This window comes from Enterobacter cloacae complex sp. S2 (genome assembly GCF_015159675.1).
GTDB classification, from domain to species: Bacteria; Pseudomonadota; Gammaproteobacteria; order Enterobacterales; family Enterobacteriaceae; genus Enterobacter; species Enterobacter intestinihominis.
Genome location: NZ_JADDTS010000009.1, coordinates 25014 through 50853, shown reverse-complemented (window position 1 = coordinate 50853; position 25840 = coordinate 25014). Strand labels below are relative to the sequence as shown.

Genomic DNA, 25840 nt, shown 5'->3' with positions numbered 1-25840 from the left:
CTTCACAAAATGAAGGGGATACCCCTAAAGCGCTATCAACCTGACGGCACATAGTGATAGTTTATGCGGGCTGGATTCCTCTTAAACAGGCTGCCAGTCTGCATGCAGCCGAAGAGGAGTGTCATACTGCTTAACAGAGTATGTTGGCATGCTAACAGCCCCTGACCTTTCCATTTTGTTCACGTGCGAGTAACGAGCAAAGCGATGATTAAGTGGCCCTGGAAAACGAACGACGCTGGTCGAAATATGGCGCTGCCCTGGGATGAGGCTCTGGCGATCCCCGTGCTGGCGAATCTCTTGCCTGAAGAGCAATCAAAGCTGATTCAGCTGGCCGAGCGTTTTTTACAGCAAAAACGGCTGGTACCGCTACAGGGCTTCGAACTGGATCCGCTTAAAAATTCCCGCATCGCCCTGCTCTTCTGCTTGCCGGTGCTGGAGCTGGGTATCGAATGGCTGGATGGCTTCCACGAAGTGCTGATCTACCCGGCGCCGTTTATCGTCGATGATGAGTGGGAGGATGACATCGGGCTGGTGCACAACCAGCGTATGGTGCAGTCCGGGCAAAGCTGGCAGCAAGGGCCAATCATCCTCAACTGGCTGGATATTCAGGACTCGTTCGATGCCTCGGGCTTCAACCTGATCATTCACGAAGTGGCGCATAAGCTGGATACCCGCAACGGCGATCGCGCCAGCGGCGTGCCGCTGATCCCGCTGCGTGAAGTCGCGGGATGGGAGCACGACCTGCACGCGGCGATGGAAAACATTCAGGATGAGATAGACCTGGTGGGTGAAAGCGCGGCCAGCATTGATGCCTATGCCGCGACCGATCCCGCCGAGTGTTTTGCGGTACTGTCCGAGTATTTCTTTAGCGCACCTGAGCTTTTCGCTCCGCGCTTCCCGGCGCTGTGGCAGCGTTTTTGCCAGTTTTATCAGCAGGATCCGCTCCAGCGTCTGCGGCAAAGTGAGGACGCAGCCAGCACCTCCCCTCATCCGTTCCACTAATGTTTAAGGGGTACGATCGGTCGATCGTACCCACAGGCTCACCGCGAGAAACAGCAGCGCCATTCCCCATGCGGCAGTAATCAAAAACTGCTCACCGTAAAAGCGCGTCACCACAGGTACCAGCAGCGCGCTGGCCCCGTACCCCAGCGTATGGCTGGTGGCGATCACCCCTGCGCCTTTGCCCGTCGTCAGCCGATCGTTGAGCAAAAGCTGGTATCCCGGCGTTGCCATGGCGGCCCCCAGCGAAGTGATGACAATTCCCACGTAGAACAGGGCTAAACTGGCGAGACACATCAGCCCAAGACCCGCCACCATCAAGACCGCGGCAATTAAGAGTAAAACTCTCGGGGTAAAATGCTGCGGGCGTACCACCAGAAACTGCGCCGCCAGGGTCGCCAGCGCGGCCAGGCTCAGCAGCAGCGCGACATGATGGCTGATTTGCACGGCATCGCCATTAAATAACGGGTGAAGATGCGGCGATAAACCAAGCTGCATCAGGCTGACCAGCGCCGCCAGCAGCAGTGCCAGCACCAGGAAAGGCAGCATGGAGGCCTGTAACCGCGTCGACTGGTGCGCCACCGGCGGCAGCGGGGGATCGGCGGCTTCGCGCAGCACCAGCAGAAGCGCGATAAACGGCGCCAGCGCCATCAGCCAGAGCGGTGCGACCGGGCTGACGCTGAGCATCAGCGCGGCCAGGGGCGGTCCCAGCAGACGCCCGCAGCTAAGGCCAGAGCTTATCGTCGCCAGCGCCGCCATCCTTTTATCCAGCCCCGCGCGTTGAATGGCCCACGTCTGGGCCGCAGGCACCAGCCCTGATACCGTCAGGCCGTACAGCATGCGCGACAGCACCAGGCCTGCCATTCCCCAGAGAGCATTCAGCGCGCCGTTCGCCATCGCCCAGACCACCAGCGCCATCACGACAAAGCTCGCCAGATAGCCTCCCAGCGAGGCCAGCATAACGATCTTACAGCCGTGCCGCTCGCTCTGGCGTCCCCACCAGGGCGATGCGGGTAAAAAGAGCATCGAGCCGAACATCAGCAGCCCGGCCCAGACGGAGAGCGACAGTCCGGTCAGGGAGACCAGCTGCGGCAGCATAACCAGCAAACCGTTTTGCCCAATACCTAATAAACCGGCGCCCAGTGCCAGGGGCCAGTTAGCTTTAGGGGTCACAACGTCAGTGAGATTCTCAGTACGGGTGCGCATAAAATTGTGAAGATAATGTCAATAAATGTGTGGAAATTATGAAGTTTATGAAAACAAATATTGCAAAAATAGTTGCCACTGTAAACAGAATGAATATCATAACGAGAATTATTATCAGTCATGGAATGAGGTACAACTATGCGTACTCTGCCCCGCTCCGCCGGTACAGATGTTGCGGCCCAGTGTTTTTTGAACGCGCTGCTGCGCGAAACGAAGGACTGGCATTATCTTCCCGCAACCCGTGCGGATGAGTTATCACAGATTCATATCCCGCTTTCCCCAACCCAGGCCATTCGGGTTCCGGTACGCTATTTCTCCCCCACGCAGCATCACCAGTATCGTTTTCCGGCAACGCTGATTCAGGCCGACAGCGACGGCGGTGACACGGTCACATTTCATCAACTGATTGATTTCATTCTTCAAAAAGAGACGATAAAAGGCGAGCTGGATGCCGATACGCTGGCTCGCTTTAAGCAGCGCGTCCTGGAAAGCCATACGCACACCTGGCAGGCCATTGATTTACGCCACAACTGGGCAAACCTGCGCGATAAGCCGCTGACGTTTGCCGAAGCGGAACAGGCGCTGCTGGTCGGCCATGCTTTTCATCCTGCCCCAAAGTCGCACGAGCCGTTTAACGAGGTCGAGGCGCGTCGCTATCTGCCGGATTTCGCCTCCCGCTTCCCGCTGCGCTGGTTTGCGGTTGAGCATGAGCTGATTACCGGCGACAGCCTGAATGTCTCCCTGCGGGAACGTCTGCTGCGCTTTGCAGCGCAGAGCGCGCCGGCCCTTCTCGGTCACTTCACCGACACCTGCTGGCTGCTGCCGATGCACCCGTGGCAGGCCGACTATCTGCTGGAGCAGGACTGGTGCCAGCGTCTGGTAGAAAAAGGCGCCCTGCGCGATCTGGGCGAAGCCGGTGCGCAATGGCTGCCCACCAGCTCTTCCCGCTCGCTGTACAGTGAAACCAACAGCGACATGATTAAGTTTTCCCTGAGCGTGCGGCTGACCAACTCCGTGCGCACGCTGTCGGTGAAAGAGGTTAAGCGCGGCATGCGCCTGGCACGCCTGGCGAAAACGGCACGCTGGCAGGAACTTCAGGCGCGCTACCCGACCATGCGCGTGATGCAGGAGGACGGCTGGGCGGGGCTGTGCGATGAGCACGGCGTCGTTCAGGAAGAGAGCCTGATGGCCCTGCGCGTCAACCTGCTGTTCGATACCCCTGAAACGCAAACCAACGTGCTGGTGAGCCTGACCCAGGCCGCGCCGGACGGCGGCGACAGCCTGCTCGCCGCGGCGGTGCGTCGTCTGAGCCAGCGTCTGGATCTCCCGCTCGCCCAGGCCGCGCGCTGCTGGCTGGACGCTTACTGCGACCGGGTATTGCTTCCGCTGTTCAGCGCCGAGGCGGACTACGGTCTGGTCCTGCTGGCGCACCAGCAAAATATCCTCGTTGAGATGCAGCAGGATTTCCCCGTTGGGCTGATCTACCGCGACTGCCAGGGCAGCGCCTGGACCGAAGGGGCCGACGCGTGGCTGAAAGAGGCAGGTGAAACCGAGGTGGAAAACCGCTTCGGTGAGAGCCAGCTGCTGCGCTACTTCCCTTATTACCTGCTGCTGAACTCTACCCTTGCCGTCACCGCCGCGCTCGCCGCCGCCGGCTTCGACAGCGAAGAGAACCTGATGTCCCGCGTGCGTGACGCGCTGGCCGAACTGCGCACCACGGCGAAGCAGACCCGCTGCCTCGATTACGTGCTCGACAGCCCGACCTGGAACTGCAAAGGCAACTTCTTCTGCTATCTGCACGATCGCAACGAAAACACCATCGTCGATCCGGCGGTGATCTATTTCGACTTTAGCAACCCGTTTTATAAGGAGAAGGCGTGATGGCAAACGCGAATATCGTCCATTCCGGCTACGGCTTTCGCTGCACGGTCACGGAACAAAACCTGCCGCTGACGCTGGGTCTCGACGGCAGCGCGGTGCTGGAGCGGCTGACCGGGCTCCCGGACGGCTGGCTGGTGGACGCCCTCGACCAGCTGTTTGTTGCCGCGCCCGCCCTGACCGGCATTACCCTGCCGTGGGCAGCCTGGCAGGATGAACCTCAGGCGCAGGTGCTGTTTAGCCTCGTTCACGGGGATTATCTGGCGCGTGAAATTTTCTGGCAGCTGCCGCTGTGGCTGAAAGGCGAACGTCCGCAGGCGAGCGGCGGAATGCAGTTTGACGAAAGCCGTCAGCTGTACTTCCCGCTGCGCCCTCACCGCCCGCAGAGCGAGGTGTACCGCCGTTACGATCCGCAGATTAAGCGCACCCTGAGCTTCCGCGTGGCGGACGTGGCGCTGGACGGCGAGCGTTTTACCCGCTGGATGAACAACCCGCGCGTGAACGCTTTCTGGGAGATGGCGGGACCGCAGGCCGAGCAGGAAAACTACCTGCGCCGCCAGCTTGATTCGACGTACTGCTACCCGGTTATCGGCTGCTTCGATGACCAGCCGTTCGGCTATTTTGAACTCTACTGGGCGGCAGAAGATCGCATTGGCCGCCACTACCGCTGGCAGCCCTTTGACCGCGGGCTGCACATGCTGGTGGGTGAAGAAAACTGGCGCGGCGCGCAATACATCCGCAGCTGGCTGCGCGGCCTGAGCCACTATCTGTATCTCGATGAACCGCGCACCACGCGCATTGTCGCCGAGCCGCGCTTCGACAACCAGCGTCTGTTCCGCCATCTGGCGTCCGCCGGTTTCGACACGGTGAAAGAGTTCGACTTCCCGCACAAACGCTCCCGTCTGATCATGAGCGAGCGTCACCGCTTCTTCCACGAGGTGGAACTGTGAACGCACTCTGGCAGAAAGTGAACCGCGAGATGGTGGCGAAGATCCTCGCCGAACTGGAATATGAACGCACCCTGCGCGCCGAGCCGGTTTCGGCGGACAACTGGCGCATCAGTATGGGCAACGCGTGCTGGCAGTTTCGCGCCACGCGTGGGATATGGGGCTGGCTGCATATTGACCCTGATACCCTGACCACCACCAGCGGCGCGGCGGTCGAAGCGGAAAACGCGCTGCTGCAACTGGCCACCGTGCTGGAGATGAGCGACGCGCAAACGGCGGAGCACATGGAAGATCTCTACGCCACGCTGCGGGGTGACATGCAGCTGTTGCAGGCGCGTGAAACGCTGGATGCCGATGCGCTGATCCACCTCGACCCGGACGAACTACAGTGCCTGATGCGCGGTCACCCGAAGTTTATTTTCAACAAGGGACGCCGCGGCTGGGGGCTGGATGCCCTGCGCCTGTACGCGCCGGAATATCGCGGGCGTTTCCGCCTGCACTGGGTCGCCGTGCAGCGCGAGCGTCTGGTCTGGAGCAGCGACGCCGATTGCGATATTAACGCCCTGCTCTCCAGCGCCATGGACGATGCCGAGCACGAGCGGTTCGACGCCCGCTGGCAGGAGCTGGATCTGGACGACAGCTGGCTGCCGGTGCCGCTGCACCCGTGGCAGTGGCAGCAAAAAATTGCCATTCATTTCCTGGCGCAGCTCGCGCGCGGTGAGATGGTAGAGCTGGGTGAGTTCGGCGATGAGTATCTGGCGCAGCAGTCCCTGCGCACGCTGACCAACGCCAGCCGTCGCGCGCCGTATGACATCAAGCTGCCGCTGACTATCTACAACACCTCCTGCTATCGCGGTATTCCGGGCAAGTATATCGCCGCCGGTCCGCTGGCCTCGCGCTGGCTACAGCAGCAGTTCGCCAGCGATGCCACGCTGATTCACTCCGGGGCGCAGGTGCTTGGCGAACCCGCAGCCGGATATCTGTCGCATCCGGGTTATGCCGCATTGCCTGAGGCGCCGTACCGCTATCAGGAGATGCTGGGGGTGATCTGGCGCGAGAACCCATCCTGCTATTTACAGGATGGCGAACAGGCGGTGCTGATGGCGGCGCTGATGGAAACCGATAACCAGGGGCGCCCGCTGATTGACGCGTGGATCAAACGCTCGGGGTTAACCGCTGACGCATGGCTGGAAAAGCTGTTTGAGGCGACGGTGATCCCCTTCTATCACCTGCTCTGTCGCTACGGGGTGGCGCTCATCGCCCACGGCCAGAACGTCACGCTGGTGATGAAAGATTACGTTCCGCAGCGCATTTTGCTGAAGGATTTCCAGGGCGACATGCGCCTGGTGGATGAAGATTTCCCGCAGGCGCAGAGCCTGCCGGAGCAGGTAAAAGCGGTGACGGCGCGCCTCAGCGCGGATTACATCATCCACGACCTGCAAACCGGCAACTTTGTCACGGTGCTGCGCTTTATATCCCGCCTCACCCTGCAATGCGGCGTGAGCGAAACCCGCTTCTATCAGATCCTGGCGCTGGTGTTACGTCGCTATATGGCCGCCCATCCGGATCTTGCGGCGCGCTTCGCCAAATTCGACCTGTTTAAGCCGCAGATTATTCGCGTGATCCTCAACCCGGTCAAACTGACCTTCTCAGAACACGACGGCGGCAGCCGCATGCTGCCGAACTACGTCTGCGATCTTGATAACCCTCTTTTTCTGGTCTCGCAGGAGTCAGCGCAATGAAAACCTATGATTTCATCGGCATTGGTATCGGTCCGTTCAACCTCAGTATTGCCGCGCTGGCAGAGGGGCTGGACGGTTTTAGCTCGCTGTTTCTTGAACGCAAGCCGCACTTCTCCTGGCACCCGGGGATGATGGTGCCGGACTGCCATATGCAGACCAGCTTCCTGAAGGATCTGGTCAGCGCCGTGGAGCCAACCAACCGCCATAGCTTCCTGAACTATCTGGTACAGCGCAAAAAGTTCTACCGTTTCCTCACCACCGAGCAGCGCACCGTGTCGCGCGAGGAGTTTGCCGACTACCTGTGCTGGGCGGCGGATAACCTCACTAACCTGGCCTTCAGCCAGCAGGTACAGCAGGTCAGCTTTGATGAGCAAAACGGCCTGTTTGAGGTCGTGACCCAGCGGGATCGCTTCCTGGCGCGCCACGTCTGCGTGGGGATTGGGAAGCAGATCAATCTCCCAGACTGCGTCACCGCGCAGGACGACACCTGCTTCCACGCCAGCGAAATGATGCTGCGCACGCCGGATTTAGCGGGCAAGCGCGTCACCGTCGTCGGCGGCGGCCAGAGCGGTGCGGATCTGTTTTTAAATATCTTCCGTGGGGAGTGGGGGCAGCCGCTGAGCCTCAACTGGGTGTCGCGCCGCAACAACTACAACGCGCTGGATGAAGCCGCGTTTGCCAATGAGTATTTCACGCCGGAGTACGTGGACAGCTTCTCGACCCTTGGTGACGACGCCCGACGTCAGATGTTGCAGGAGCAGAAGATGACCTCCGACGGGATCACCACCGAGTCGCTGCTGGCCATCTATCGCGCCATGTATCACCGCTTCGAAGTGCTGCGCGAAAAACCCTGGGCGCATCTGATGCCGTCCCGCTCGGTGACGGCGCTGACGCGCCAGGAAACCGGACATCGCCTCAGCATCCAGCATCACCTGGACGGCGGGCGCGAACAGCTGGAGAGCGACGTGGTGATTTTCGCCACCGGCTACCGCGCCGTGCAGCCCGCGTTTCTCGCCCCGCTCTCTTCCCGACTGCGTCTGGATGAGGATGAAGCCTTCTGCATCAACAACGATTTCACCCTTGAATGGGACGGCCCGCAGAGCAACCGCCTGTTTGCCGTCAATGCCGGGATGCACCGTCTCGGTATTGCCGAACCCCAGCTCAGCCTGATGGCCTGGCGCGCGGCGCGAATTTTGAATCGCGCTCACGATGACGAGCCGTTTGAGCTGGCAACCACCCCCGGCGTGATCCACTGGCGGAGCACCACCAGCCCGGAGAGCAGCCAGGTTTTTAAATCATTAATGAAGACCACCGAGTACTGACACACACATTCAGGATCAACATAACAATGAAACGTTCTCATCTTTGGGTTTTAAATCCGTGCTTGCTTGCCATGCTTTCTACCTCTGCGTGGGCGGAAGAACAAAAGGAAGAAGATATTGTGGTCTCCGCCAGCCGGGCACATCGCAGCGTGGCAGAGATGGCGCAAACCACCTGGGTTATTGAGCGGGCGGAAATTGAGCAGCAGGTTCAGGGCGGGAAAGAGATTAAAGACGTGCTGGCCCAGCTGATCCCCGGCATGGACGTCAGCAGCCAGGGACGTACCAACTACGGCATGAACCTGCGCGGTCGCTCCATGATGGTGATGGTGGACGGCGTACGTCTGAACTCTTCCCGCAGCGACAGCCGCCAGCTCGACTCTATCGATCCGTTCAACATTGACCGCATCGAAGTGATCTCCGGCGCCACCTCGCTGTACGGCGGCGGCAGTACCGGCGGTCTGGTGAACATCGTCACCAAAAAAGGCCAGCCGGAGACCGAAGTGGAGTTCCAGACCGGGGCAAAAAGCGGTTTTAACAGCCATAACGACCATGATGAGAACGTCTCCGCAGCCGTGAGCGGCGGCAATGACAACGCCTCTGGCCGTCTGTCGGTCTCCTATCAGCGCTACGGCGGCTGGTATGACGGCAACGGCGACGAGGTGATTATCGATAACACCCAGACCGGCTTGCAGTATTCCGACCGTATCGACGTGATGGGGACAGGCACCATCAACATCGACGATCATCAGCAGCTCCAGTTAACCACGCAGTACTACAAGAGCGAATCCGACGGCAAGCACGGCCTGTTCCTTGGGGAGAATTTCGCTGCGGTCACGGGCGATGCCAAAGCCTATAATAAAGATAACCTGAACTCTGACCGTATCCCGGGCACAGAGCGTCACCTGATCAACCTGCAATACTCGAACACCGATTTCTGGGGTCAGGATCTGGTTGCGCAGATTTACTACCGTGACGAGAGCCTGACCTACTACCCGTTCCCGACGCTGAGCAAAGGCGCGGTGACCAGCATTGGCGCGTCCCAGCAGAAAACCGATTTTTACGGCGGCAAGCTGACGCTGAACAGCAAGCCGATGGACGACCTGACCCTCACCTGGGGTGTGGACGCCGACCACGAAACGTTCGATGCCAACCAGCAGTTCTTTGACTTGAGCAAAGCGGCGGCGAGCGGCGGCATGGAGCTGGACAATGCCTACAACGTGGGCCGTTATCCGGGTTACAGCATTACCAACCTCGCGCCGTTCCTGCAAGCCAGCTATGACATTGACGCCATCACCCTGAGCGGCGGCGTGCGTTACCAGTACACCGAAAACAAGGTGGACGATTTTGTCGGCTACGCCCAGCAGCAGGCAATCGCCACGGGCAAAGCGACCTCCGCTGACGCGGTGCCGGGCGGGAAAACCGACTACAACAACTTCCTGTTTAACGCCGGGATCCTTGGACGTCTTACCGAACAGCAGCAGCTGTGGTTTAACTTCTCCCAAGGCTTCGAGATCCCGGACCTGGCGAAGTACTACGGCTCCGGCACCTATCAGCTGGTCGATGGTCACTATCGCCTGCAAAACAGCGTCAACGTGAACGACTCAACGCTGGACGGTATTAAGGTCAATGCTTACGAGCTGGGCTGGCGCTTCACCGGCGATAACCTGCGTACCCAGGTGGCGGCCTACTACTCGCTCTCGGATAAAACCATCACCATCAACAAGAGCGACATGACCATCAATCTGGAGGACGATAAACGTCGTATCTATGGGGTTGAAGGCCAGGTGGACTATTTCTTCACCGACAGCGACTGGAGCACCGGGGCGAACTTTAACGCCATCAAGTCCGAAACGCGTGAAAACGGGAAATGGGAGAAGCTGACGGTCGACAGCGCCAGCCCGTCTAAAGCCAGCGCATGGGTTAACTGGGCGCCGGGCGACTGGGCCCTGCGCGTGCAGAGCACACAAACCTTCGACGTGTCTGACGCCGACGGTAAGAAGATTGATGGCTATAACACCGTTGATTTCCTGGGCAGCTACGCCCTGCCGGTGGGCAAAGTCAGCTTCAGCGTGGAAAACCTGCTGGACAAAGACTACACCACCGCCTGGGGCCAGCGCGCACCGGGGCTGTATAGCCCAACCTATGGCTCACCGGGTCTTTATACTTATAAAGGCCGTGGACGTACGTTTGGCCTGAACTACTCCGTTCTGTTCTGATCCTGCGCGCCGCCTGCGGGCGGCGCGATTTGCTGTGCAATTTGAAAGCAAATTTGCTATTAAATCATCGGTTTGCTGAAATTCTCGGCAAACGAACAAAAACGGTGTTTTCCCCTTTGACAAGGCGCACGCAGGTCGATAATATGCGCCTCGTTCACACGATTCCTCTGTAGTTCAGTCGGTAGAACGGCGGACTGTTAATCCGTATGTCACTGGTTCGAGTCCAGTCAGAGGAGCCAAATTTGAAAAGCCTGCTTTTAAAGCAGGCTTTTTGCTTTTGTGGGTTACAACACAAACTCGTAGTGAGAACCATCGGGTAGTTCTACATCCAGCCGTAGCTTCCCTCCGGCGGCCTCAACGTAGCGTTTCAAAGAAGAAAGCTTAATATCGCGTCCTGCCTTTTCCATGACGGCGACAGTAGGTTGTTTAATACCCAACGCCCTGGCCATATCTACCTGCGTTTTTTGCACTTTTTCACGTAACTCGGCCAGATGGATATTGAGCAAAATATCCGTTGCCATTGCCTGTGCGCTGGCAACAACCTCAGGTTTTTCATCTGCAATAAGCTGCTCCAGGGTTCTGCCCATCGCGTTAATTCCTCTCTTTTAATGTGTTCAGCCAGCGAGTGTATTCCCGATCCGCAACGAGGAGCATCTCATCGTAAAATCGCCTTTCATTACCGACCTTATTGCCCGCACACAGTACAATACCCGTACGGTTCGGATCGAAAGCGAAAAATGCCCTCAGCGGATCACCCTTACTCTGGATACGCAACTCTTTCATGTTGCTGTGGCGGGAGCCTTTCAGCGTATCGGCATACGGTCTGGACAGACCCGGTCCCCTCTCCCGCAAAACAAGTAGCGCGGCCAGTACGCTGGCTCTCTCGCTATCGTTTAATGAGGTGAACCAGTCGTCAAACCTGTCCGTAGTTTTAATCGCCCACACGGGACCTCCTTGTACAACATAGATCAAAAACTATATAGATGCAAAACTATAGTGCCGATTATGCAGACAGATTGGCTGGTATGCAGGTTAAGGATGCAAAATATGGAAGCCGTCTTCAGAAATAAAGGAGAAACAGGGTGAAGGGGGAATACAAGCCCGGAAAGCGCAGCGCACCCGGGCAAACGCGTAGTTAAATCTGATAATCGATCGCCACCTCTTCCGGCTCCATCACCTGGCGTTTGATCTCATCCACGGAAAGCCCCGCGTTGCATAGCTCAATAAAACGCCACACGTAGTTACGCTGAAGCTGCCCGCGCTTTAGCCCCAGCCAGACGGTATTCGCATCGAACAGGTGACGCGTATCCAGACGCACCAGATTTCCGGCTTCATATTCGCCGCCAGACTGCTCGGCCACCAGGCCAATCCCCAGTCCTAACTCGACGTAGGTTTTGATCACGTCGGAATCCTGCGCGCCCAGCACCACGTCCGGGGTGAGCCCTTTACGCTTGAACGCTTCATCTATGCGCGAACGCCCGGTAATGCCCTGCCGGTAGGTGATAAGCGGCCATTTGACGATCTCTTCCAGCGTCAACGGTGAAACCTGGTTCAGCGGGTGTTCGGCGGGTAATAGCAGGCTGTGGTGCCAGCGGAACCACGGGAACGCCACCAGCAGCGGGTCATTGCTCAGCCGTTCACTGGCGATACCGATATCGGCCCCACCGTTATGCAGCAGCACTTCAATTTCCTGCGGCGTGCCCTGGATCAGTTCGAGACGTACGTCCGGGAAGATCTCACGAAATGCTTTGATAACCGTCGGAAGACTGTAGCGCGCCTGTGTATGGGTGGTGGCGATAGTCAGCACACCCGAAGCGTCGTTGGTAAAGAGATCCGCCAGCCGACGAACGTTGCTGGCCTCGTTGAGAATGCGCTCAGCGATGGTCAGCAATGCCTTGCCTGGCTCGGTCATACCCAGCAGGCGCTTGCCGCGACGGATAAAAATCTCAATGCCTAACTCCTCCTCCAGCTCGCGGATATGTCGGCTGACACCCGACTGAGAGGTGTAAAGCATATTGGCGACTTCGGTCAGGTTGTAATCCCGCCTGGCCGCCTCACGAATAATTTTAAGTTGCTGGAAATTCACAATTCACTCCGGCGCATCTGACATAAGGCTATTGTTAGAGTCAGGCGGGCTGGAGAACAAATAATAAAAACCAGCATCTTATGCTTATTTGGAATATCAGCTGACGAGTTGCAGCTCGCGATTTTCCAGCGACGGCTTACTGACCAGAGACATCAGGATCTCTTTCACCGCCTGCGCCTGCGGCGACAGGGAGCCGCGCGCGGACATATTCAACGACAGCGGTAAGCTCATGGATGGCGTGGTGATGCGGGCCATCCAGCCGTTCGCCGCGCTGCACAGTGAACGTGCGGCAGACTCGGGCAGAACCGTTACACCCATGCCGCTGGCAATGGCGGCAGTCAGCGTGGAGATGGAATCAATCTCGCCGATGATCTTCGCCGTCAGACGGCGCAGCGAGAACGCTTCGTCAACGCGCACGCGCACGGCACTGTAGTCGCGCGGCAGGAACAGATTCATCTCTGCCACAGCGGTTAAATCAATGCTCTGGCCGGGGCAATCACGGGTACCGACCAGGTAAAGATCTTCCTTCAGCAGCGGCTGGCTGGTGATCCCGGCAACCGGGGAGCGATCGTACAGCACCGCCATATCCAGCTGACCGTTGAGCAGTTTGTCATTGAGCACGGAACCACTGTTCTCATGCAGATAAACCAGCACTTCCGGTAGCTCCGCGCGCACTGCCTGTAGCAGCGGCATGGTGACAGACGATGCGGCCGTTCCCGGCGCCAGGCCAATGGAGACATGGCCGCTCAGGGTCTGACCCACATTGTGCACGGCCAGCTGCGCCTGTTCACACTGACGCAGGATCGTGCGGGCATGGGTATATAAAATTTTTCCCGCTTCGGTAGGCGTTACGCCGCGCTTGGTGCGGATCAACAGTTGCTGGTCCATTTCGCCTTCCAGAGTCGCGACCTGCTGGCTCAGCGCAGGCTGCGCGATATGCAGCACTTCAGCCGCCTGGGTCAGGCTGCCGATATCGACGATTTTTACGAAGTATTTCAGTCGTCTTAAGTTCATGTTGCCCCCTGTTCGAAAATAGCGTGCCGGTAACGGCTGTGTTGTTAAACAGGTTTTGCAATATGGATGCCAGTTTTTTGCAGCGGGTGTATGTCGCTGCTAAGCGGCTGAAAATAAGGAAAGCCAATCACTGGTGCCTGTTTTGAGACGGGGACAACGGTTTCCGATCTGCCCCATTCGGGGTATATCTGCACAATAATGGTGCATTCCGTTGGCAAAAACGTCACTTTGCTGGTTTTGTCAGCAAACAGTTCAAAGTCGGCGATCCATCCTTTGACAAGGCGTACGCAGGTCGATAATATGCGCCCCGTTCACACGATTCCTCTGTAGTTCAGTCGGTAGAACGGCGGACTGTTAATCCGTATGTCACTGGTTCGAGTCCAGTCAGAGGAGCCAAATTTGAAAAGCCTGCTTTTAAAGCAGGCTTTTTGCTTTTCTGCGTTCGGTCAGTTTGTCGGGTGGCGCTGCGCTTACCCGACCTACATTCTGCGTTCGGTAAAATTGTCGGGTGGCGGCTTCGCCTTACCCGACCTACGGTCCTGTAGGCCCGGTAAGCGCAGCGCCACCGGGCATAGCAAGCTTCACCGGCATCCCCGACCGCCGTTCCAGCTCAGCCCCCGCCCCTTCACTTATTAGCTGCGTCCTTTGTGCGGCTGAAATGGGCAGCGGCACCTTATTTGTCGATTCAAATTCCGCGCGATTGCGTGACAGCGGCTCGTGAACCTCTACCCAACGGCTACCGTCCGGCTCGGTGGTCACCTTTAAGGGCTGATCGATAAGCTGTACCCTCGTCCCCACCGAAACGTTATCGAACAGGTATTTGATATCGTTATTACGCAGGCGAATGCAGCCCTGGCTGACGCGCAGACCAATGCCGAAATTTGAGTTGGTACCGTGGATCGCGTACAGCCTGCCGATATAGAGGGCATACAGCCCCATCGGGTTATCCGGCCCGGCGGGAACGAACGCGGGCAACGTTTTCCCCTCTTTCGCGTAAGCGCGTCGCGTATTTGGCGTGGGTGACCAGGTTGGGCCTTCCTGTTTGCGCTCAACGGCGGTTACCCAGTTACGCGGCGTTTCGCGCCCGGCCTGACCGATGCCAATAGGCAGCACCTCAACCGTGTTGCTGCCGGGTGGATAATAGTAAAGTCGCATTTCCGCGACGTTCACCACAATTCCCTCGCGCACGGTTGGCGGCAGAATAAGCTGCTGGGGTACCACCAGCTGTGTTCCGGCTCGCGGTAAAAACGGATCCACCCCCGGGTTGGCTTCCAGCATATTGATCAACCCCTGTCCGTGCTGCGCTGCAAACGCTTCGAGCGGCAGGGTATTGCCCTCAGGCACGGTGATGGTGATCGGCGCCCCCACCAGACGGCTGCCCTCGGGAGGGAGGGGATAGGTTACAGCAGATGCAGCGGGAACCAGAATACCAAGCGTAAAAACGAACGAGGCAAATCGAATCATAGTGTTCTGTACTCAGTCAAAGAGAAAGCCTGCCAGTGGGCAGGCTTAGCCTACTCATTCAGTCATCTTTTCGTCGTGCGCCATCTCCGGGTAAGGACTTTTTCTGCTTCAACAATCATGAACATCGCAAACCCAATCAGGAAGGTAATGATCCAGTAGCGGAACGGTAGCGCTTCGGTACCGAACAGCATTTGCATGAACGGCGCATAGATGATCAGAAGCTGAAGGGCCAGAAGTACGCCGCTCACGATCCATATCCCCTTGTTAGCCAGCAGACCTTTACTCAGGGAGAAGCCGTCGGTGACGCGGCAGTTGAGCATGTAAAACCACTGGGCGGTGACCAGCGTTTGCAGCAACACGGTGCGGATGAACTCCGGTGAGTAGCCGCGTGGTTGCAGCCAGGCCTCCAGCACAAAGGCGCTGATGGCAATCATCAGGCCGACAAACACTACTCGCCAGATGGCATAACCGTCCATCACATGCAGGTTAGACTTACGCGGCGGCCGGTTCATGATGTCCTTCTCACCCGCTTCAAACGCCAGGCCAAACGACAGCGTTGCCGAGGTTGCCATGTTCATCCACAGGATCAGTACCGGCGTTAGTGGGATCAGGTTCCCCGCCAGCAGGGCAATAATGATCAGCAAGGCCTGGGCGATGTTGCTCGGGATAACGAACAAAATGGTCTTTTTCAGGTTGTCGTAGACCCGACGCCCTTCATGGACCGCCCGGGCAATGGTGGCAAAGTTATCATCCGTTAACACCATATCGGCGGCTTCTTTGGTGACTTCAGTACCTTTGATCCCCATCGCGATGCCGACATCCGCCCGCTTCAGCGCCGGCGCATCGTTCACCCCGTCCCCGGTCATTCCGACCACTTCCTGCTTACTTTGCAGCGCCTGCACCAGGCGGAATTTATCTTCCGGGCTGGTGCGGGCAAAGATATCGTATTTTTGCGCCGCCTCGCTCAGCTGGTGATCGTCCATCGCCTCCAGCTCGCGCCCGGTGATGGCGCTCGCCGCGTTGCCAATACCCAGCATCTGTCCAATGCTCATCGCCGTTTGTGGATGATCCCCGGTAATCATTTTCACGCGAATGCCCGCCTGCAAGCAGTCGGCAATGGCCGAAATGGCTTCCGGGCGCGGGGGATCCATCATGCCCGCAATGCCGAGCAGTATGACCCCTTCTTGCAGATCCGCATGCGTCAGCTCGCGCTGCCCGCTGGCAGCCGGTTTCCAGGCCGCAGCCACCATGCGCAATCCCTCGCGCGCATACTCTTCAATCTTCTCTTCCCAGTAGTGCAGGTTGAACGGCTCCAGCCCGTTTTGGGTCTGCTGGTGCTGGCAAAGACGGAAAAGGACGTCCGGCGCACCGGTGATTAACATCACCTCTTCGTCGCCCAGGCGATAGAGGGTGGACATGTATTTATATTGCGAATCAAATGGGATTTTACTGCGCAACTCGGCGTCAATTGCCGGAAGCGGGATTTTGGCCGCCAGCACCTTCAGCGCGCCTTCGGTTGGACCGCCGGTGATTTTCCACAGCCCCTGCTCATCTTTGATCAGCTGGCTGTCATTACAGAGATCGACTGTGCGCAGATAGCGCTCCAGCACAGATCCCTGGGTCACGGTGACCGGTGTCGGATCGTCAACGGGGTGAATCGCGCCCACCGGCTCGTAGCTGTCTCCGTCCACGCGGTAGGTGGTGTCCGCGGTAATCACCGCTTTTACCGTCATCTCATTCATGGTCAGGGTGCCGGTTTTATCCGAGCAGATAACCGTCATCGCCCCCAGCGTTTCCACGGTAGGCAGCTTGCGAATAATCGCCTTGCGACGCGCCATCGCCTGCACGCCCAGCGAGAGGATGATCGAGATAATGGCCGGTAATCCTTCCGGCACCGCCGCTACCGCAAGGCTAATCAACGACAGCACCAGCTCTGATACGGGCATATCACGGAAGATAAGACTGAAAACGAACAGCGCCAGCATCATTACCAGAATGGTGATAAAAATGGTCTTGCCGAGCTTGTCCATTTGCACCATCAACGGGGTACGGTGTTTTTCAATGTCTGACATCATCTGGTTGATATGGCCGAGTTCGGTCTCCCCACCGGTCGCCACCACCAGCCCTTTTCCCGCGCCGGAGCTGACGGTGGTGCCAGAATAAAGCAGGTTGTAACGGTCGCCTAACGGCAACTCCCCGTGGAGCGCATCGCTGCTTTTCTCCACTACCGTGGATTCGCCGGTGAGAATAGCTTCTTCCACCCGCAGATTGTGCGCCTCTGTCACGCGAAGATCGGCAGGAATGCGATCCCCGGCGCGTATCACGACGATATCTCCGGGCACCAGCGCTGTCGTCGGGATAGTTTCATGGTTGCCCTGCCGGATGACCACAGCCTCGCTGGAGAGCATATTGCGAATACTTTGCAGCGACTTCTCCGCATTGCTCTCCTGAATATGGCCAATCAGGGCGTTAATAATGGCTACCCCAAGAATGACAAACATATCCACCCAGTGTCCCATTATCAGCTTCAGCAGCGCCGCCGCCAGAAGGACGTAAATAAGGACATCGTTGAAATGGGCCAGAAAGCGCAGCCAGCCAGGTTTACCCGGTTTTTTCGGTAAGGCATTTTCACCGTATTTTTCCAGCCTGGCGGTGGCTTCTGTACTGCTAAGTCCGTCGAGGCTGGATTGGATATTTGTCAGGGTTTCATCAACGGTCTGTTGATAATACGGACGGTGAGGCTTTTCTGTTATCATCGTTCCTTCCTCAGGTTCTTTTCAGAAATCACCTTGCTTTCATGACATTAACGAATAACGAAAACAGGAACATGCGCGTAACGAACGATACTCGCCGCCTCTGATCCTAATAAATGAGTTTGAATATTTGGATTACGTGATCCCACAATAATCGCACCGACGTTAAGCTCATCCGCCAGTTTGATTACCTCATCACGTATATTCCCGCTGCGAACATGTAGATGGACATTTGCTTCGGCCAGGTTGATTTTTTTTACCAGCGCAGCCAGTTTTTCTTTAGCATTATTAATCATATATTCATCCATCTTTCTCGCGTCTGCAATAAAACCGCGGGTCAGTTCCGCCGAGAACTTTGGCATAACGTACAGCAGATGGACATTACCCGATGCGCTTTGCGCCAGGAATTGGGCATGCTGTAGCGCTTTATCAGACAATGCTGTTTCGTATACATCCACCGGCACCAGAATCGTTTTATACATATCAAGCATCCTTTTTATAACCAACACAACAGTGAGTGAATCAGGAGAGATCGCATCAAACCCATGGGTACAGGCGTGAATGCCTTGGAAAAAAGGAATGGATGCTATTAAACGTAGCACAGGAATATCAGGATGTTATTCAAAGGGGATACACCATCGTAACGCTTGTTTCGCTTGAGTATGTCACGCCACTAATAATGGTTATTTAACATTTATTTATTCACCGACTATGCTCATAGTCAGGCATGCAACACGTTTATTCTCTTTATCCCGCGCCACCTTCAACCTCATGGAGGAATGCATGTACGGTTTAAGCCTGATTCGCCTTGGTTTGTTTATTGCGCTCGCCATTATCGCCAGCACAGCAATCGGTCTATTTACCTATGTGGTCGTCTCGGCCCTGGCAGAATAGCGCCACCCCAGCATTGATGACGAAATAAATAAAACAATTATTATCAGGGGAATACTGTGAAGCGCTACCTCTCTCTTCTGCCTGCTGTTTTATTGCTGCTGACGGCGTGCGATCCGAAACCCGACCGCGCCGCGCCCCTGCCGAAAATGGTAAAAGTCGCAGAGGTGGTCAAGGCCGGCAACGCGCAGCAGCGCGTGTTTCCCGCCCGTATTGAATCCGGCGACGCCACGGATCTCGCGTTCAAACGAGCCGGGCAGATTGAGACCCTGGACATTCGCCAGGGTGCCATTGTCAAACAGGGGCAACGACTCGCCAGCCTCAACGCCCGTGAAGCCCGGCAGCGCCTGAACGACAGGCAAACGGCGGCGACCCTGGCTCAGCGGCAATTCGACCGCTTCCAGACCCTGGCGGGACGCCAGGCCGTGTCGAAAGCCGAGATGGATGTCCAGCGCGCCAACCGCGATTCAGCAAACGCCGCGCTACAGATTGCGCGCGAAGAATTAAGCCAGATGACGCTCGTCGCCCCCTTTAGCGGGACAGCGGCCAGCGTCCATGTGCGAAATCATCAGGTCGTCTCCGCCGGCCAGCCCGTCGTCACTTTGACCCGTACCGATCTGCTGGACGGGGTGTTCAGCCTTCCAGAGAACCTGTTTAACACCTTCGATATTCGCAATGCGCAGTACAAACCGGTAGTGAGGATCAATGCCCTGCCCGGTCGCGAGTTTACCGCTGTGTACAAAGAGCACTCAGGCAGTAGCGACAGCAACACATTGACCTGGCAGGTGATTTTAACCATGCCCCGCCCGGATGATTTTCCCGTCGTGGGCGGCGTCAGCGGAACGGTCACCATCAATTTAACCAACCTTCCGGCTGATGTGGGCAGTGAGGCGCTGGTAGTGCCGGTTGAAGCGGTCTTTAACCCGGATAACCGCCCGCGCAATGAGCCACATGTCTGGGTGGTGACGGGCGAAGGCGATACGTTGCACCTTGAAGATCGTAAGGTCAGCGTGGGGCAAGTCAGCGCTGAGGGGGTCGTCATCGTCGGTGGGCTTAAGGCCGGTGAACGCGTGGTGGCCGCAGGCGTTGGGGAGCTACATCCCAACCAGCCGGTACGTATCTGGACGCGTGAACGGGGACTGTAATGGATATCTCTCGTCAGTTTATCAGCAACCCGGTTCGCGTCTGGCTGACTATTTTGCTGCTGGGCGTAGGCGGCATTATTGCCCTGTTGAACATTGGCAGACTGGAAGATCCGGCGTTTACCATCAAAACGGCGGTGGTGATCACCCATTATCCGGGCGCGTCGGCGCAGCAGGTTGAGGAAGAGGTCACCCTGCCGCTGGAAAATGCGCTTCAGCAGTTACCTTATCTGGATAACGTCAGCTCCATCTCCTCCAGCGGCCTGTCGCAGATCACGGTCAATATAGCCTCGCGCTACCACTCAAATGCACTGCCGCAAATCTGGGATGAACTGCGTCGCCGGGTGGGAGATGCCGCCAGACAGTTTCCACCCGGCGTAGTGACCCCGTTTGTGAATGACGATTTTGGCGATGTGTTCGGCTTTTTCTTTGCCATTTCCGGAGATGAATTCAGCAATCCGGAACTGGTCCGGTATGCCGAGCAGCTGCGCCGGGAGTTGGTCCTCGTGCCAGGCGTGGGCAAAGTGGCCATCGGCGGAGCCCTCACTCAGCAGATTAACGTGGACATTTCTCTGAGCAAAATGGCCGCGCGCGGGATAACGCTGAACCAGCTTTCTGCCCAGCTCAGCAGGCTGAACGTGGTCTCCAGCGCGGGAGAGATCCCCTCCGGTACCGAGTCAATTCGTCTGCATCCTACCGGTGAATTCGAAAGTATTGACGAGCTGGCCGATCTCATCGTGACCCCGCCCGGCGTTGGGGCGGCTACCCGCTTACGGGATATTGCCACCCTGTCACGCGGGCTGGATGCGTCCCCTGCCAGCATCTACCATGCCAACGGCAGAAAAGCCGTCACCATGGGCGTCTCCTTTATCCCCGGCGTTAACGTGATCGACGTGGGACATGCCCTGGAGGCGAAGCTAGAGCAGATGTCAGCCGAGAAACCGGCAGGTATCCATATCGACCTGTTTTACGATCAGGCGGCGGAGGTCGGGCATTCCGTTAACGGATTTATCATTAACTTCCTGATGGCGCTGGCGATTGTCATCGGCGTGTTGTTGATCTTTATGGGCTTACGCAGCGGGATCATTATTGCCTTTTCCCTCGCCCTCAACGTGCTGGGCACGCTGCTGATCATGTATCTCTGGGGTATTGAACTACAGCGCATTTCACTGGGTGCGCTGATCATCGCCCTCAGCATGCTGGTCGACAATGCCATTGTTATTGTCGAGGGGGTACTGGTAGCCCGGCAGCAGGGCTCGTCCCTGATGAACGCCATTAGCGACATTATTCGCCGTTCTGCGCTGCCGCTGCTGGGTGCAACGGTCATCGCCATCCTGGCCTTTGCGCCCGTCGGGCTGTCACAGGATTCCACCGGCGAATACTGTAAGTCGCTGTTTCAGGTCCTGCTGATTTCGCTCATGCTGAGCTGGTTCTCAGCCCTCACCATTACGCCAGTGCTGATTAAGTGGTGGCTGTTTAAACGAGATGCTGCACCGCCAAAGGCCGACGAAACGGATCCCTATGACAAACGCATCTATCGGATCTATCAGGGTGTGCTCAACGCGCTGTTACGGCGTAAAGCGCCAACGCTGGTAGTGATGGCCGCACTGCTGGCCGCCGCCATCTGGGGCTTTGGCTCGGTGCGGCAGAACTTCTTCCCCTCCTCCAGTACGCCAATTTTCTTTGTCGACCTCTGGCTCCCTTACGGTACCGACATTAACTGGACCGAGAAGATGACCGGTGATATCGAGAAAACCATTAACGGCCAGCCAGGCGTGGAAACTACGGTCTCGACGATTGGTCAGGGAAGTATGCGATTTATTTTGACCTACAGCGGACAGCGGCAGTACAGCAACTATGCGCAAATTATGGTGAGAATGGACGACCAGCGTAACATCCCCGCCCTGACCCGCCACGTGGATGAGTACATCGCACGGAACTATCCGCAGGTTAACGCCAGCACGAAGCGGGTGATGTTTGGCCCCTCCGGCGACAGCGCCATTGAAATACGTATTAAAGGCCCCGATCCGGACAGGCTGCGTCTGATCGCCAGCCAGGTAGACAACATCCTTACGCGCGATCCGGCGACGGACAGCGTCAGGAACGACTGGCAAAATCGCAGCAAAGTGATCCGCCCGCAGTACGTCACTGCGCTGGGACGTGAGCTTGGCGTGGATAAGCAGGACGTCGATAACGCACTGGAGATGAATTTCTCCGGCAGTCGGGCAGGACTGTACAGAGAAGGCAGCGACCTGTTGCCCGTGGTGGTGCGCCCGCCGGAAAGCGAGCGGCTGGACGCCAATCACCTGAATAACGTTCTGGTCTGGAGCCAGACCCGGCAGCAGTATATTCCGCTGAGCAACGTCATCAGCGGCTTCGCGCTGGAGTGGGAAGATCCGCTGATCCTGCGCCGTGACCGCTCCCGCGTGCTGACCGTGCAGACCGACCCTGACCCGCTAAGCCAGCAAACCTCCGGCGATATTCTCGCCCGCGTGAAGCCGCAAATAGATGCCCTTCCCCTGCCCCACGGCTACACCATTGAGTGGGGCGGGGACGCGGAGAACTCCAGCGAAGCGCAGCAGGGGCTATTTACCACGCTGCCGCTCGGCTATCTGGTGATGTTTGTGATCACGGTGCTGATATTCAGTTCGGTGAAAAACGCCGTCGCCATCTGGCTGACCGTGCCGCTGGCGCTGATCGGCGTGACGCCGGGGTTTTTAATTACCGGCATCCCTTTTGGCTTTATGGCGTTGATTGGCCTGCTGAGCCTGAGCGGGATGCTGATCCGCAACGGCATTGTGCTGGTGGAAGAGATAGAACAGCAGAAAGTGCAGCAGGATCAGCACAGTGCGATCGTTTACGCCGCCACGTCGCGCCTGCGTCCCATCCTCCTCACCGCCTTTACGACCGTACTCGGCCTCGCCCCTCTGCTGCTGGATGTGTTCTTCCAGAGCATGGCCGTTGTGATTATGTTTGGGCTTGGGTTTGCTACAATCCTGACGCTGCTGGTACTCCCCGTAATTTACGCGTGTTTCCATCGTAAGGACAAAGCTGAACAACAATGAATGCGACAGGGCTGAATATCATCAAGACGCTGGGGTGTATGACGGCGGTTACCTTTTTCACCATCTACAACACCTGGGATCATTACGATTATGACTATCACTGGATCCTCGGTTTTTTAACCTTCATTTCGACCATCGCCACGCCGTTATTTTTTGTGGTTGCAGGGTATCTGGACGGGCAATCCCGACACGGCACGCGCTGGCAGCTGGATAAGATCAAAAGTCTGGTGATCGTCTTTCTGTTCTGGGTAACGATTTACTACCTGTGGGAGCCCTATCAGCGCGGATATCTGATCCAGCCCTGGTTCGTGTTCGCGTTTATCGTGATTTACACGTTTCACCCGGTGGTGGAGTGGCTCAGCCAGCGACGAACGCTCTTTTGCGGGGTCATTGCCACCCTGCTGCTTTTCTCATACGGGTACGATTTGCTGTCAGCCCTCTATCCTGATGCCCACGTCCTTTCATTGTCGCCGCAGTATCGCCTGTGGACGTGGCTGCTGTTTTATCTGACGGGGCAGCTCTTTTGCGATCCGCAGATCGCGGCGTGGATCGGCCGCAAAAATGTGGTCAGGGCAGCGGTCATCGCCATACCGTTTATTTATCTCTTCACGTGGTTTTACGAACGGCACTTCTTTTTTGCGCTATTTAAAGCAGACAGAAACGCCTTTATTCTCACCGGATCGCAAATCTACATTCTGATTATTGCCCTGGTGATTGCGGCCAACGGCGTGCGGTTTCGCCGCAATGCGGAGTTTAAAGAGTCCGTGCTGGCCGCCATTAGCAAAACCATGACCGGGGTCTATATTATGCACTACTCGGTGTTTCACCTGCTGACCGCGCTCATTCCGGTGACGTCCCTGAGCACCAAACTTGCTCTGATTGTGCTTACGTTTGTTACGTCGGTCCTGTTTTCGCTGCTGATCCTGTCCAACGCAGTGGCCAAAAAAGTGATCACCCTCTAAAAGCCCAGGCGCAGCCAGGCAAACAGCACGTTGCCGTTGTTGTAGGTCCCAGGAATATAGGTGAACTGGACGGTGACGCGCTTATATCCGGCAGAGAAAAGCGGGAAGATAAACGGCAGCGGGACATAGTTGGCAAAGTCGTCGCGTGCCGTGATCCCCGCAGCGGCCCCCAGCCCCAGACGGAAATCTTTTGCGTTATCCAGATACCAGCCCTTCTCCCAGCCGTAGCCCATCGCAGGCTGCCATTCGTTATGTGAATCTTTGAACATCATGGCAAAGAGCGCGCTCCAGTTGCCCTCGTCGTTGTAGCGGGACACGCCCAGCCCCCCGCCCCACGGCATTTCGTTGTAATTGTCGGTTTTCTCTTTGTCATACATGAATCGAGCATGCCAGCTCAGAAACGGAAGGTAGAGATCGTAACGATCCGGCTGTTCCCAGGTTTGCGCAATATCGTCCGTTACTGCATCCCACCAGCGGTGAATACGCTGTTCGCCATAGACTTTCGGCTCCGCATGCAGCGGAGATACGACTAAAAACAGGACTACCCATAGTGCAGGAAAGAGGCGTTGCATCGTTATACCCTCAGCTTACGTCACGCAGCGATCGTTATTACTGTAAACCATTCAGCCCTAACCGGAGCCAAACAGGCTGATTTATGTTGTCGCCCGATAAGATGAAATTTATTTATTCTGCGCTTTCAGGAAAGATAAAAACGTTTTCTCAGGCCGCCTGTCGCGGTAGTCTCATACATTCCGTCAATATGACGGCCGTGATGTGAGTGACCTTTTCTTATACCAATAATTAAAAATCAGTACAGACAGGACAACTATGGACTCCACCCTTATCTCCGCTCGCCGCAACGAGGAGACACCTTCGCTTAACCGCGCCCGCCGCGCCGCTTTAGGTAGCTTCGCAGGCGCCGTCGTCGACTGGTATGACTTTCTGCTCTACGGTATTACCGCTGCGCTGGTCTTTAACCGTGAATTCTTTCCCCAGATCAGCCCCGCCATGGGCACGCTTGCTGCGTTTGCCACCTTCGGCGTCGGTTTTCTGTTTCGTCCTCTGGGCGGGATAATTTTCGGCCACTTCGGTGACCGCCTTGGCCGGAAACGTATGCTGATGCTCACCGTCTGGATGATGGGCATTGCCACCGCGCTGATCGGTATTTTGCCCTCCTTTGCCTCGATTGGCTGGTGGGCTCCGGTGTTGCTGGTGACGCTGCGCGCCATTCAGGGCTTTGCCGTCGGTGGTGAATGGGGCGGCGCGGCATTGCTGTCCGTGGAAAGCGCGCCGAAGAACAAGAAAGCGTTTTACAGCAGCGGCGTGCAGGTGGGTTATGGCGTGGGTCTGCTGCTCTCCACGGGCCTGGTGTCGCTCATAAGTCAGCTCACGACAGACGAGCAGTTCCTGAGCTGGGGCTGGCGTATTCCGTTTATCTTCAGCATTGTGCTGGTCGTGGTGGCCCTGTGGATCCGTAACGGCATGGAAGAGTCGGCTGAGTTTGAGCGGCAGCAGCGCGAAAAACCGGTCGCGAAAAAACGGCTGCCGGTGATGGAAGCGCTGGTGCAGCACCCTGGCGCTTTTCTGAAAATCATTGCCCTGCGCCTGTGCGAACTGCTAACGATGTATATCGTCACCGCCTTTGCCCTGAACTACTCCACGCAAAACCTCGGCCTGCCGCGGGAATTGTTCCTGAATATTGGCCTGGTGGTGGGCGGGATCAGCTGCCTGACCATCCCCTGCTTCGCCTGGCTGGCGGATCGCTTTGGCCGTCGACGGGTGTATATCACCGGGGCGCTCATCGGCACACTCAGCGCCTGGCCGTTCTTTATGGCGCTGGAGGCACAGTCGGTCTTCTGGATTGTCTTCTTCGCGATCATGCTTGCGAACATCGCTCACGATATGGTGGTCTGCGTGCAGCAGCCAATGTTCACCGAGCTGTTTGGCGCAAGCTACCGCTACAGCGGCGCGGGCGTGGGGTATCAGGTGGCGAGCGTGGTCGGCGGCGGGTTTACGCCGTTTATCGCCGCCGCGCTGGTGACGTTCTCAGGCGGTAACTGGCATAGCGTGGCGATTTATCTGCTGGCGGGTTGCCTGCTTTCTGCCGCCACCGCCCTGTTGATGAAGGAAACCGCGCACAGCTGATCTCCTCA

At 57.2% G+C, this 25840-nt stretch carries 19 protein-coding genes and 2 tRNA genes; 12 read left to right on the top strand and 9 right to left on the bottom strand.

The features are described 5' to 3' along the window. Nucleotides 1–204 precede the first annotated feature (204 nt). Entirely contained in the window at nt 205–1002 is a 798-nt protein-coding gene (gene mtfA / locus IPZ49_RS05790) for a DgsA anti-repressor MtfA (protein WP_017693127.1), read from the top strand. 3 nt (nt 1003–1005) lie between these two features. On the opposite strand, the gene IPZ49_RS05785 is transcribed toward mtfA, so the two are convergent. After that, nucleotides 1006–2205: an MFS transporter gene (locus IPZ49_RS05785; protein WP_063863683.1), complete on the bottom strand. Its 1200-nt coding sequence runs from the start codon at nt 2203–2205 to the stop codon at nt 1006–1008. A gap of 138 nt (nt 2206–2343) precedes the next feature. Between IPZ49_RS05785 and IPZ49_RS05780 the strand changes: the two genes are divergently transcribed. The 6 genes from IPZ49_RS05780 (at nt 2344) to IPZ49_RS05755 (ending at nt 10549) form a co-directional block, all read left to right on the top strand. Further along, the gene (locus IPZ49_RS05780) at nt 2344–4086 is read left to right on the top strand and encodes an IucA/IucC family siderophore biosynthesis protein (protein ID WP_063932728.1); all 1743 of its coding nucleotides are present in this window, start codon (nt 2344–2346) and stop codon (nt 4084–4086) included. Continuing rightward, a complete protein-coding gene (locus IPZ49_RS05775; RefSeq protein WP_063932727.1) occupies nt 4086–5033 on the top strand; it encodes a GNAT family N-acetyltransferase in 948 nt (315 codons plus the stop codon). The genes IPZ49_RS05780 and IPZ49_RS05775 overlap by 1 nt, the downstream gene beginning before the upstream one ends. Then, nucleotides 5030–6772, top strand: a complete 1743-nt coding sequence (gene iucC, locus IPZ49_RS05770) for an IucA/IucC family siderophore biosynthesis protein (RefSeq protein WP_063932726.1) — start codon at nt 5030–5032, stop codon at nt 6770–6772. Before IPZ49_RS05775 ends, iucC begins: the two co-directional genes overlap by 4 nt. Further along, complete coding sequence (locus IPZ49_RS05765; RefSeq protein WP_023303945.1) at nt 6769–8094, top strand: lysine N(6)-hydroxylase/L-ornithine N(5)-oxygenase family protein; 1326 nt, start codon at nt 6769–6771, stop codon at nt 8092–8094. The genes iucC and IPZ49_RS05765 overlap by 4 nt, the downstream gene beginning before the upstream one ends. 26 nt (nt 8095–8120) lie before the next feature. After that, a complete protein-coding gene (locus tag IPZ49_RS05760) occupies nt 8121–10310 on the top strand; it encodes a TonB-dependent siderophore receptor (protein ID WP_032654151.1) in 2190 nt (729 codons plus the stop codon). A 163-nt stretch (nt 10311–10473) separates the two neighbouring features. Beyond that, nucleotides 10474–10549: transfer RNA gene (locus tag IPZ49_RS05755), tRNA-Asn, on the top strand. A 45-nt stretch (nt 10550–10594) separates the two neighbouring features. On the opposite strand, the gene IPZ49_RS05750 is transcribed toward IPZ49_RS05755, so the two are convergent. The 4 genes from IPZ49_RS05750 to nac all read right to left on the bottom strand — a co-directional run bounded on the left by IPZ49_RS05750 (nt 10595) and on the right by nac (nt 13410). Beyond that, nucleotides 10595–10897: a helix-turn-helix domain-containing protein gene (locus IPZ49_RS05750; RefSeq protein ID WP_017383313.1), complete on the bottom strand. Its 303-nt coding sequence runs from the start codon at nt 10895–10897 to the stop codon at nt 10595–10597. Nucleotides 10898–10901: 4 nt separating this feature from the next. Next, on the bottom strand, nt 10902–11255 hold the full coding sequence (locus IPZ49_RS05745; protein WP_017383312.1) for a type II toxin-antitoxin system RelE/ParE family toxin: 354 nt from the start codon (nt 11253–11255) through the stop codon (nt 10902–10904). A gap of 190 nt (nt 11256–11445) precedes the next feature. After that, the gene (gene cbl / locus IPZ49_RS05740; RefSeq protein WP_193762836.1) at nt 11446–12396 is read right to left on the bottom strand and encodes an HTH-type transcriptional regulator Cbl; all 951 of its coding nucleotides are present in this window, start codon (nt 12394–12396) and stop codon (nt 11446–11448) included. Nucleotides 12397–12492: 96 nt separating this feature from the next. Beyond that, entirely contained in the window at nt 12493–13410 is a 918-nt protein-coding gene (gene nac, locus IPZ49_RS05735) for a nitrogen assimilation transcriptional regulator NAC (RefSeq protein WP_003859531.1), read from the bottom strand. A gap of 320 nt (nt 13411–13730) precedes the next feature. Between nac and IPZ49_RS05730 the strand changes: the two genes are divergently transcribed. After that, a tRNA-Asn gene (locus IPZ49_RS05730) sits at nt 13731–13806 on the top strand. 135 nt (nt 13807–13941) lie between these two features. Here the strand turns inward: IPZ49_RS05730 and ldtA are convergent. The 3 genes from ldtA to IPZ49_RS05715 all read right to left on the bottom strand — a co-directional run bounded on the left by ldtA (nt 13942) and on the right by IPZ49_RS05715 (nt 18109). After that, nucleotides 13942–14874, bottom strand: a complete 933-nt coding sequence (gene ldtA / locus IPZ49_RS05725; protein WP_063932725.1) for a L,D-transpeptidase — start codon at nt 14872–14874, stop codon at nt 13942–13944. A 62-nt stretch (nt 14875–14936) separates the two neighbouring features. Then, nucleotides 14937–17630, bottom strand: coding sequence for a cation-transporting P-type ATPase (locus tag IPZ49_RS05720; RefSeq protein WP_063932724.1), 2694 nt, complete (start codon nt 17628–17630; stop codon nt 14937–14939). 47 nt (nt 17631–17677) lie between these two features. Next, entirely contained in the window at nt 17678–18109 is a 432-nt protein-coding gene (locus IPZ49_RS05715; RefSeq protein WP_063932723.1) for a universal stress protein, read from the bottom strand. A 468-nt stretch (nt 18110–18577) separates the two neighbouring features. On the opposite strand from IPZ49_RS05715, the gene IPZ49_RS05710 reads away from it, so the two are divergent. The 3 genes from IPZ49_RS05710 to IPZ49_RS05700 are packed head-to-tail and all read left to right on the top strand — an operon-like array spanning nt 18578 to nt 23687. Beyond that, nucleotides 18578–19663: an efflux RND transporter periplasmic adaptor subunit gene (locus IPZ49_RS05710; RefSeq protein ID WP_063932722.1), complete on the top strand. Its 1086-nt coding sequence runs from the start codon at nt 18578–18580 to the stop codon at nt 19661–19663. Further along, nucleotides 19663–22725 (top strand): efflux RND transporter permease subunit, encoded by a 3063-nt coding sequence (locus IPZ49_RS05705; protein ID WP_063932721.1) that lies wholly within the window; start codon nt 19663–19665, stop codon nt 22723–22725. The genes IPZ49_RS05710 and IPZ49_RS05705 overlap by 1 nt, the downstream gene beginning before the upstream one ends. 38 nt (nt 22726–22763) lie before the next feature. Then, entirely contained in the window at nt 22764–23687 is a 924-nt protein-coding gene (locus tag IPZ49_RS05700) for an acyltransferase (RefSeq protein ID WP_162268915.1), read from the top strand. Here IPZ49_RS05700 and pagP read toward each other — a convergent pair. Further along, the gene (pagP, locus tag IPZ49_RS05695) at nt 23684–24259 is read right to left on the bottom strand and encodes a lipid IV(A) palmitoyltransferase PagP (RefSeq protein WP_003859516.1); all 576 of its coding nucleotides are present in this window, start codon (nt 24257–24259) and stop codon (nt 23684–23686) included. The two genes, IPZ49_RS05700 and pagP, sit on opposite strands and share 4 nt — an antisense overlap. A 256-nt stretch (nt 24260–24515) precedes the next feature. On the opposite strand from pagP, the gene shiA reads away from it, so the two are divergent. Then, nucleotides 24516–25832, top strand: a complete 1317-nt coding sequence (gene shiA / locus IPZ49_RS05690; RefSeq protein ID WP_017383305.1) for a shikimate transporter — start codon at nt 24516–24518, stop codon at nt 25830–25832. Nucleotides 25833–25840 lie beyond the last annotated feature (8 nt).